Source organism: Acinetobacter sp. AL9 (assembly GCF_041464035.1).
Lineage (GTDB): Bacteria > Pseudomonadota > Gammaproteobacteria > Pseudomonadales > Moraxellaceae > Acinetobacter > Acinetobacter towneri.
Genome location: NZ_JAYFSK010000101.1, coordinates 1 through 4,539, shown reverse-complemented (window position 1 = coordinate 4,539; position 4,539 = coordinate 1). Strand labels below are relative to the sequence as shown.

At 36.8% G+C, this 4,539-nt stretch carries 4 protein-coding genes, 1 tRNA gene and 4 pseudogenes; 5 read left to right on the top strand and 4 right to left on the bottom strand.

What is annotated here, in order from left to right; translation table 11 throughout:
* The 3 pseudogenes from ACEO2X_RS13370 to ACEO2X_RS13360 form a co-directional block, all read left to right on the top strand.
* Window positions 1-117, top strand: a pseudogene (locus ACEO2X_RS13370) (IS982 family transposase); the annotation flags it as partial.
* 168 nt (window positions 118-285) lie between these two features.
* A pseudogene (locus tag ACEO2X_RS13365) lies at window positions 286-821 on the top strand (IS21 family transposase); the annotation flags it as partial.
* Window positions 806-1,210: pseudogene (locus ACEO2X_RS13360) on the top strand (transposase); the annotation flags it as partial. The pseudogenes ACEO2X_RS13365 and ACEO2X_RS13360, both read left to right, overlap by 16 nt.
* 345 nt (window positions 1,211-1,555) lie before the next feature.
* Here the strand turns inward: ACEO2X_RS13360 and ACEO2X_RS13355 are convergent.
* Window positions 1,556-1,632 (bottom strand) — tRNA-Ile (locus ACEO2X_RS13355).
* Between the two features lie 138 nt (window positions 1,633-1,770).
* Entirely contained in the window at window positions 1,771-1,914 is a 144-nt protein-coding gene (locus ACEO2X_RS13350) for a hypothetical protein (RefSeq protein WP_154320842.1), read from the bottom strand.
* 307 nt (window positions 1,915-2,221) lie between these two features.
* Here ACEO2X_RS13350 and ACEO2X_RS13345 point away from each other — a divergent pair, with 307 nt between their 5' ends.
* Entirely contained in the window at window positions 2,222-2,800 is a 579-nt protein-coding gene (locus ACEO2X_RS13345) for a 1-acyl-sn-glycerol-3-phosphate acyltransferase (protein WP_131261328.1), read from the top strand.
* A 99-nt stretch (window positions 2,801-2,899) separates the two neighbouring features.
* On the top strand, window positions 2,900-3,649 hold the full coding sequence (locus ACEO2X_RS13340) for a YebC/PmpR family DNA-binding transcriptional regulator (protein WP_070155957.1): 750 nt from the start codon (window positions 2,900-2,902) through the stop codon (window positions 3,647-3,649).
* An 85-nt stretch (window positions 3,650-3,734) separates the two neighbouring features.
* On the opposite strand, the gene ACEO2X_RS13335 is transcribed toward ACEO2X_RS13340, so the two are convergent.
* Together ACEO2X_RS13335 and ACEO2X_RS13330 are read right to left on the bottom strand one after the other, a co-directional pair.
* Window positions 3,735-4,205, bottom strand: a complete 471-nt coding sequence (locus ACEO2X_RS13335) for an Lrp/AsnC family transcriptional regulator (protein WP_004971430.1) — start codon at window positions 4,203-4,205, stop codon at window positions 3,735-3,737.
* Between the two features lie 218 nt (window positions 4,206-4,423).
* Window positions 4,424-4,539, bottom strand: a pseudogene (locus tag ACEO2X_RS13330) (IS30 family transposase); the annotation flags it as partial.

Sequence of the window (4,539 nt, the reverse complement as noted above, 5' to 3'; positions counted from 1 at the left end):
AAACATCGTTCGATTGCTGGTTTTTTAGCAGGCGTATTTTCTTCACTATGTGCGTATCAACTTTGCCAAAAGAATAAGCCTAAAATTCATGTGATTAAATCTTTGGCTTATCCGTAACTGGGGTTAGGTTAAGTTAATATATCAATTGGGTTTAATTATAATATTTTAGCGGCAGTGTAAAATATCCCTATAACGGCATTTAAAAACTGCCACTAAGTTAATATAGTAGTCATTTGGAACTGCTCAAATATGTTAACTTTGGAGCAAGAAGTTACAGTTTAAACACTGTATAAACAAGGTTTATTTAAGGTAATGAGTTGAGAACTTGCGGAATCTAAAAATACCGTGCGTAAATATTTACAGCAAAAGTCCACACTACAGTATCTGCTTACAACCTAGAATAAGTATTCTTGACTCATATAAACCTTATTTTCTTGAACGCGTAAATACTCCTTATCCTGAATGGATTCCTGCCGTTGTACTCTACCAAGAAATTTTAGAGCTTGGATATCTAGGAAAGGTCAGGATCGATCTTAAGGGAATATCTTGCAACATTATAACCAGTCACCATACTGAAACCCTAAACTGCTCGACTGTGCTAAAAAATATGGCTTTCGCCCCAGCATATGTAAGCGCTACTCTGCACAAATCAAGATAAAGTTGAACGCTTTAATGGATACCTCAAATCAAGCTTTATTGTGTTATTAAAAGCAAGCTTGAAGACTTCGAGTTTACTGTTAGATGTTGATTGTTACCAATGGCCCCCTATTGGCCGGTGGCTGCATGAAACCGCTGTCAATCAGCGGATTCATGCCACTACTGTCAACAACATAGTCAACCGATCATGCAACAACTGTATTAATGGCTCAACCAACACCATCTAACGCGGCTATCGAGTTCTCTAACTGTTCGAACGATCAACTACAGCTTAAAACGCTGGCAGGCACTCTACCGCTATTTGGTTGATGGTAACTTACCAATCAACCTAAGAAGCATTACTTCGTAAGGGATCGAAAATCAGATGTGTCCGTAGGCCTTGGGGCGTAAGAACTGGTTGTTTACTGACTCGCTGCGCAGTTGTAAGTGAGCGGCTAATATGATACGCCTCATTCAGTCAGCAAAGCTGAAGGGATTGGATTCCTATGCCTATTTAAGTGATATGCTAAAAAGGCTGTCAACACATAAAGTGTTCCGACTAGATGAATTATGACCACACTGCTGGAAATCTAACTTAATTAAAAAATAACTATGAGGTTCAGCGGACGCTTACGTAGAAACTTGTAATAAACTGATCTAAAAAATGGGATCATATACATCATAATTCGTATCTCAAAGTATTGACTTAAATTGTGATTAAGCCATGCCAGAATTAGATCGCCTCCATACCCATGTTGTCACTTAAATTTGAGTAACTACAGGAAATTCTATTTTTCAAGTCTTTATACAACAAAACCAGTTAAGAATAATGTTGATTTAAGCTGCTTACCATTTGCTTACTAGAATACAAAAACAAAAAAACCACTTAGGATTAGTACACCTAAGTGGTTGTTTTATATGGTGGGCCCAGACAGACTTGAACTGTCGACCAACGGATTATGAGTCCGCTGCTCTAACCGACTGAGCTATAGGCCCTATAATTGAATTTGTTATATTTCAACAAGTTCAAGCGCAAAGAATACTAGCGAAGATTTTTTAAAAACACAAGCCATTTTCAGAAATTGCTGTATAGATAGTCAGCAGACGAATTTGATTATTATTGAAATATAAAAACTACACCTTCACTTTCCGAAACATTGCCCGATGCAACTTTAAACGCTTCTCTTTACGCACTTCTAAAAACAACTCAAACATTGACCATACCAAGACCAATAACAACACAGTCAATGCCACAAGAAAAGTCGTCAAATAAGCCACTTTAGTATCCTTCCATGATGCGTGGAATAGTGAAATGATGAATAGAATCATAGCTAATTACGACCAAAGTCTAATGATTTACAAATCATTTGAATAGTGCATTTTTGCTCAATTTAAGACTTAATTTCTCTCAATTCATATATTTTTAATATTAAAAATAAACCATTTAGAGTTAAAACCAATAAAAGATATAATGCTATATCACCTGCATCACTTGAGAATGCTATATTTCAAACAATTTTTCTGTTGACTCTTATATAAAACAAGCAGAAATTATGCATTTCCAGATTCATCAGCTGTTAAATCTATGTTGAAAAAATTTATAGGCGAGTCCGCATTCAAACTTGCAGGATGGCAATATCAGGTAGAACCCAACATCCTCGAAAATAAACAAGTGATCGTCGGTTTTGAACACACCTCAATGATGGATGCAATCCTCTCGCTTGCTCTGTTCCAAATTTATGATATTAAAATCCATACTTTAATCAAAAAAGAGCTTTTTAAAGGGCCACTTAAACCTATTTTAGAAAAAGTCGGCGGTATTCCAGTAGACCGTAAATCTAACAAAGATATTGTGTCGCAAATGGTCGAACTTTTTGATCAAAATGAACATTTCAATTTGGTCATCGCACCCGAAGCAACTCGCGCAAAAACAGGTGAAGCCCGTAAGCCAATTCGTACAGGTTTTTGGCATATTGCCAAAGCAGCCAATGTGCCTATCGTTTTAATGTATGCCAACTCACAAACCAAACAAGGTGGGATTTTTGGCAAAATCTATCCGACAGATTTAGATCACGATATGGCACTTATCCAACAATTATATAAAGAACAAGTGGGCTTAGATATTGTCATTCCTGAGCCAAAAACAACTCAAAGCAACACTTAAAAAACCTAAAACTCTGCCCTTTATCTAAAAAAAGGGCTTATGTTAGAATGGGCGCAATTTTGATAGGCATACTGCCAATCTGTAAGGAGCATAGTTCGCATGGCGGGTCATTCCAAGTGGGCCAACATTAAGCATCGTAAAGCCAAACAAGATGCTAGTCGTGGTAAGTTGTTTACCAAATTTATTCGTGAATTAACAACTGCTGCAAAGCTCGGCGGTCCAGATGCGGCAAGTAACCCTCGTTTACGTGCTGTTGTGGAAAAAGCACTTTCAGTTAACATGACACGTGACGTCATTAACCGTGCCATCCAGCGTGGTGCAGGCGGTGAAGATAACGACGATCTTAAAGAAGTAACCTATGAAGGTTATGGTGTAGGTGGTGTTGCGGTTATTGTAGAAACCATGACAGACAACTTAAACCGCACCGTGCCAGATGTACGTCACTGTTTCTCTAAAACTGACGGTAACTTAGGCACCAATGGTTCTGTAGCATTCCTATTCACCAAACGTGGTGAAATTTCATTTGAAGATTCATCTTTAGAAGATCAAGTGATGGAAGTGGCTTTAGAAGCTGGCGCAGAAGATATTGAAGTGTCTGAAGATGGCATTTTGGTTATTACTACGCCAGAAGCTTTTGGTATAGTTCAAGATGCGCTAACAGCAGCAGGTTTGAAATCTGACAATGCTGAAGTGGTTATGAGTCCATCGACCAAAGCAGAAATTACAGACATCGATCAAGCGAAAAAAATTATGAAAATGATTGATATGCTTGAAGATTTAGATGATGTTCAAAACGTATATACCAACGTTGAATTCTCTGATGAAGTTTTAGCACAATTAGACGCATAATCGGTCTAACTGCAATTCCTAAAAACGCACGTTCTCGTGCGTTTTTTTATAGATCCAGTCAAAATAATTCTAAGATTCTAATAAATTAAACTTTATTTAATAAACCATGACAGTTTAAAACATCATATTCTTTAATCACAAAGCTAGAATGCAAACCTGCCACATGCTCAATTTTACCAATCCGTTTTAATAAAATTTCGCTGTAATTTTCCATATCTCGTGCCACAACCTCTACAATAAAATCTGCAGTCTGTCCTGTCACCAAAAATGCACGTATCACTTCAGGAATGCTTTCCAATTCATCCAAAAATTTGGCAAAAATATCGGTATCGTGTTTGCTCAAAGACACCTGCAACAACACATGCAAACTAAAGCCCAGTTTTTGATAATTAATTTCACGCTTTAAACCTGAAATAATTTTATGATCGATCAGACTTTTAATACGGCGATGCACCGAACTTACCGACAGATTAACCCGCTCGGAAAGTTCATTCAAATTGACATCTTCATTGCTTAAAATTTCTAAAATATGCTTATCGTAGCGATCTAATTCCATTTTCAAGCACTCAATCTAATCTGATAAAATTTAAACTCATGCTGCCATTATACTTAAATTATTTTGCAGACTAAGCATCTTTATCGAAAATTATTTTCCATTATTAAAGCAAAATGTTTATGATTCAACAGATCACCGCTTATCGTTTTGAACAACTTAACAGACAAACGGAACAGCTTTCTAATTTATTGATTTTCAAATTTTTAAATTTGGCGGATTCAAGCGGCAAGTGCAACAGTATAAAAACCAGCCATAACTTCACTCGGTGTATACCAACCTAGGGTTTTTCTAGGACGATGGTTGAGTGCAAATTCTATCTGCTCTATTTGTTCGT

Excerpts from the sequence above, each read along its gene's own strand:
- ACEO2X_RS13340 (WP_070155957.1), top strand. The coding sequence starts at position 2,900 with ATGGCGGGTCATTCCAAGTGGGCCAACATTAAGCATCGTAAAGCCAAA.
- ACEO2X_RS13335 (WP_004971430.1), bottom strand. The coding sequence starts at position 4,205 with ATGGAATTAGATCGCTACGATAAGCATATTTTAGAAATTTTAAGCAAT.
- ACEO2X_RS13345 (WP_131261328.1), top strand. The coding sequence starts at position 2,222 with ATGTTGAAAAAATTTATAGGCGAGTCCGCATTCAAACTTGCAGGATGG.